We start from the raw sequence: 5142 nt of genomic DNA, 5'->3' as shown, positions 1-5142 counted from the left end.
CGGGTGGCGCGTCGGGTGGGCGAGCATGCGGCCGGTGATTGAGCTGGGCTCGCGCAGCAAGTCTTCCGCGCTGCCCTCGGCGACCAGCCGACCGCCGCGTTTGCCGGCGCCGGGGCCGATGTCGATGATGTGGTCGGCACGGCGGATGGTGTCTTCGTCGTGCTCCACCACCACCAGCGTGTTGCCCTGTTGGCCGAGCAGGTGCAGCGCGTCGAGCAGCACCTTGTTGTCGCGCGGGTGCAGGCCGATGGTGGGCTCGTCGAGCACGTAGCACACGCCCTGCAGGTTGCTGCCGAGCTGTGCTGCCAGGCGGATGCGCTGCGCCTCGCCGCCGCTGAGCGTGGGCGCGGCGCGGTCAAGGGTGAGGTAGCCGAGGCCGACTTGCTCGAGGAAGGTCAGGCGCGAGCGGATCTCGGCGATCACGTCGCGCGCGATGGTGGCTTCGCGGCCGTCGAGCTTCTGCGATTCCACCCAACGGCGCGCGTCGTTGACGGCGAGTGCTGCAACCTGGGCGATCGACTGTTCGCCCGACGGACCACCGGTGCTGGTGCCGGTGCCGGTGCCGTGGCCGTGGCCGTGGCCGCCGTCCTTGCCGAAGCGCACCGCCAGCGACACCTTGTTCAGGCGTGCACCACGGCAGGTGACGCAGGGCGCATCGGCCACGTCGTCGCTCTGCGGCTCGGCGCTGAAGGTCTTCTCGCGCCCGCCGCTGTCTTCATCGCGCAGGGTGTCGTCGTAGGCCTTGCGCTGCTCGCGCGTGAGGGTGAGGCCGGTGCCGACGCAGTCGCCGCACCAGCCGTGCTTGCTGTTGTACGAGAACATGCGCGGGTCCAGCTCGGGGTAGCTGGTGCCGCAGCTCGGGCAGGCGCGCTTGGTGGAGAACACCTTGATCCGGCCGAGCCGGTGCGTGTCGGCGCCGGCCGCCATCGCGGCCGCGAGGCCGTCGAGGGGGCCGAGCAGATGCACGACACCCTTGCCCAGCTCGAGCGCCTTGGCCAGCAGCGCGCGCAGCTCGGGCTCGTGGTCGGGCGAGACGACCAGGTCGCCGACCGGCAGTTCGAGCGTGTGCTCCTTGAAGCGGTCCAGGCGCGGCCAGGGGGCGGTCGGCAGGAACTCGCCGTCGACTCTGAGGTGCGTGTGGCCGCGCTGCCGCGCCCATTTGGCGAGGTCGGTGTAGACGCCCTTCCGGTTGATGACCAGCGGCGCGAGCAGGCCGATGTGCTGGCCGCGGTGGTCGCGCAGCAGCTGCGCGGCGATCGATTCCGGCGTCTGCGGCCGCACCGCCACGCTCGCGTCGGCCGTGCATTTAGGGCAGTACTGCGTGCCGAGCTTGACGTAGAGCAGGCGCAGGAAGTGGTAGACCTCGGTGGTGGTCGCGACCGTGCTCTTGCGCCCACCGCGCGAGAGGCGCTGCTCGATCGCCACGGTGGGCGGGATGCCGTAGACGGCATCCACCTCGGGCCGGCCGGCCGGCTGCACGATGCTGCGCGCGTAGGCGTTGAGCGATTCGAGATAGCGGCGCTGGCCCTCGTTGAACAGGATGTCGAAGGCCAGCGTGCTCTTGCCCGAACCCGACACGCCGGTGACGACGCTGAACTTGCCGCGCGGAATGTCGACCGACAGGCCCTTGAGGTTGTGCTCGCGCGCGTTGACGATTTGGATGGCTCCCTGGTCCGGCCGGGCTCCCTTCCCCGGGTTTGCTCCCTCTCCCTCTGGCAAAGGGTCGCGGTGGGGGTCGGCCCGCCGTCGCCCACGATCCGCAATCGCTTGCGGCGACAGGCCTTCGGCCCCGCCCTCTCCCGCCAGCGGGGGAGGAAATTTGTCCTGCCACGCCTCGTCGGCTGGAAGCTTCTCGCGCACCTCGACCGCCGCGCCACCCTCTCCCAGCGACAGCGCGTAGTCCCGCAACGCCTTGCCGGTGTGCGAGCTCGGGTGTGCCTTGACCTCCTCGGGCGTGCCCCAGGCCACCAGCTCGCCGCCGCCCTCACCGCCCTCCGGCCCCAGATCCACCAACCAGTCCGCCGCGCGGATCACGTCCAGGTTGTGCTCGATCACGATCAGCGAATGCCCCGCCTCCAGCAGCTTGCGAAAGGCGCGCATCAGCTTGGCGATGTCGTCGAAATGCAGGCCGGTGGTGGGCTCGTCGAACATGAACAGCGTGCCCTTCTTCGCCACCGGCTGGCGCGAGCCGCTGCCGCTCTTGGCGGCCTCGGCCAAGAAGCCGGCGAGCTTGAGGCGCTGCGCCTCACCGCCCGACAGCGTGGGCACCGGCTGGCCGAGCTTGACGTAATCGAGCCCCACGTCGGCCAGCGGCTGCAGCGCGCGCACCACCTCGCGGTCCTCGGCAAACAGGCGCACCGCGTCGGCGACGGTGAGTTCCAGCACCTCGTGGACGTTCAGCTGCTTGCCGCCGCGCTCGATCTTCACCTCCAGCAGTTCGGGGCGAAAGCGTTTGCCGTCGCAGTCGGGGCAGCGCAGGTAGACGTCGGAGAGGAACTGCATCTCCACATGCTCGAAGCCCGAGCCGCCGCAGGTCGGGCAACGGCCGTTGCCGGCGTTGAAGCTGAAGCTGCCGGGGCCGTAACCGCGCTGCCGCGCCAGCGGTGCATCGGCCAGGATGGTGCGCAAGGTGTCGAAAGCGCCGACGTAGCTGGCCGGGTTGGAGCGCGCGGTCTTGCCGATCGGCGACTGGTCCACGAACACCGCGTCGCTCAGCCAATCCGCGCCGAGCAGGCGGTCGTGCGCGCCGGGGGACTCGGTGGCGCGGCCGAAGTGGCGCGCCAGCGCCGGGAACAGCACGTCCTGCATCAGGCTGCTCTTGCCCGAGCCCGACACGCCGGTCACCACCACCAACCGCTGCAACGGGAACTCGACGCTGAGGTTCCTGAGGTTGTGCTCGCGCGCCCCTTCGACGATGAGCCGCGGCGTGCCGTCGGTCACCCGCCGCGCCAGGCCCAGGCCGATGGAGCGCCGCGCGCCGAGGTAGGCGCCGGTCATGGTGTCGGCGCGCTTCAGTTGCTCGGGCGTGCCGTCGAACACGATGCGACCGCCCTGCGTGCCCGGGCCGGGGCCCATGTCGATCACGCGGTCGGCCGCCAGCATCACGGCCGGGTCGTGCTCCACCACGACCAGCGTGTTGCCGGCGTCGCGCAGGCGTTTCATCGCCTGGGTGATGCGATGCATGTCACGCGGATGCAGGCCGATCGACGGCTCGTCCAGCACGAACAGCGTGTTGACCAGCGAGGTGCCGAGCGCGGTGGTGAGGTTGATGCGCTGCACCTCGCCGCCCGACAGGGTGCGGCTCTGACGGTCGAGCGTGAGATAGGCGATGCCCACGTCGCACAAGTACTTGAGCCGCGTGCGGATCTCCGACAGGAGCAGATGCAAAGCGCCGCCGACTGCCGAGTCCGCTGGGGGGGCGTCGGGATCGAGGGCCGGGCCGGCTGGCCCCCATCCCAGCCTTCCCCCAAACGGGGAAGGAGCAAGAGGTGCGTCGTCAACCGTGGCGGGACCGCCGGCCGGCGTCGCTGCCGGGCTTCTCGCCAACGGCGAGACAGCCCCTGCCCGGTCGAAAAACGCCCGCAGGCGCTCGATGGGCAGCAACATCAGATCGTGCAGCGAAAGGCCGGGCAGCGCTTCGAGCTGCTCACGCGACCACGCCACGCCCACCGGCATGAAGCGCTTGCCGGGCGGCAGCACGGCATCGGCGCCCTCCTTCGTGCCGACGCGCCAGAGCAGCGACTCGAGCTTCAGCCGTGCGCCGCCGCACACGTGGCACGGCGTGTAGCTGCGGTACTTGGACAAGAGCACGCGGATGTGCATCTTGTAGGCCTTGCTCTCCAAGTATTCAAAGAAGCGCTTGACGCCGTACCACTGCTTGTTCCAGTTGCCCTTCCAGTTGGGCGTGCCGTCAATGACCCACTGGCGCTGCGCCTCGCTGAGCTGCGACCACGCGGTGTCGCGCGGAATGCCGGCCTCGCCCGCGTACTCGAGCAGGGCTGCGTGCGCCTCCTTCCAGGCCGGCGTGGCGAGCGTCTTGACGGCGCCGTTGCGCAGCGTCTTGCGCTGGTCGGGGATCACCAGGCCCCAGTCGACGCCGATCACGCGACCGAAACCGCGACAGGTCTCGCAGGCGCCGAAGGCGGAGTTGAACGAGAACATCGACGGCTGCGGCTGGCTGTAGCGAAGGTCGCTGTCGGGGCTGTGCAGGCCGGCCGAGAAACGCCAGAGCTTGAACGGCTCTTCTTCCCTCTGGGCAGAGGATGGGTGAGGTGCCATCGCAGGGGGCGACTCGGGCTGGCCCCCATCCCGACCTTCCCCCGAAGGGCGAAGGGGCGTGGTTTGCGCAGGCGCGGTTGCGCCGACGACGGCCGTCGCGTACACGTTGACCCGCCCGCTGCCGCGCTTGAGCGCCACTTCGAGCGCCTCGACCACGCGCGGCTTCTCCACGCCGTCCAGACGGAAGCGATCCGCCACCACGTCGAGCAGCTTCCTCGGCCCGGTAGGCGTGGCGATCTCGCGCTCGGCTTGCACGCGCGTGTAGCCGCTGGCCGCCAGCCACTGCTCGATGTCGGCCGCGCTCGCGCTGGCCGGCAACTCGACCGGAAAGGTGATCACCAGTCGCTGGCCCGGCTGCGCGCGGCGGTGCAGCTCGGTGTAGATCGACTCGGGGTCGTCCTCTCGCACCGGCCGCGCGGTCTGCCGGTCGAACAGCTGCGCCGCCCGCGCGAACAGCAGCTTCAGGTGGTCGTTCAGCTCGGTCATCGTGCCGACCGTGGAGCGCGACGTGCGCACCGGGTTGGTCTGGTCGATGGCAATGGCCGGCGGCACGCCTTCCACATGGTCGACCGCCGGGCGGTCCATGCGGTCGAGGAACTGCCGCGCGTAGGCGCTGAAGGTTTCGACGTAGCGCCGCTGACCCTCGGCGTAGAGCGTGTCGAACACGAGGCTCGACTTGCCCGATCCGCTCGGGCCGGTGACCACCGTCAACTCGCCGGTGACGATGTCGAGGTCGAGGTTCTTGAGGTTGTGCTGCCTGGCGCCGCGGATGCGGATCAGGCCGGCACGGCGCGCGCCGTTCGGCATGGCGTCTCGGTAGGGATGGGGCCGAGCATTCTAGGAACTGGCCCGCGATGCGCAGCC

General features: G+C 70.2%; 1 protein-coding gene. It reads right to left on the bottom strand.

The genetic code is table 11. The features are described from left to right. On the bottom strand, positions 1-5085 hold a 5085-nt coding region (locus RMO12_RS03720; protein WP_309638247.1), incomplete at its 3' end, for an excinuclease ABC subunit A. Positions 5086-5142: the final 57 nt, after the last annotated feature.

The organism is Methylibium sp., from assembly GCF_031393925.1.
Lineage (GTDB): Bacteria > Pseudomonadota > Gammaproteobacteria > Burkholderiales > Burkholderiaceae_C > Methylibium.
This window is presented reverse-complemented; position numbering and strand designations above follow the sequence as displayed.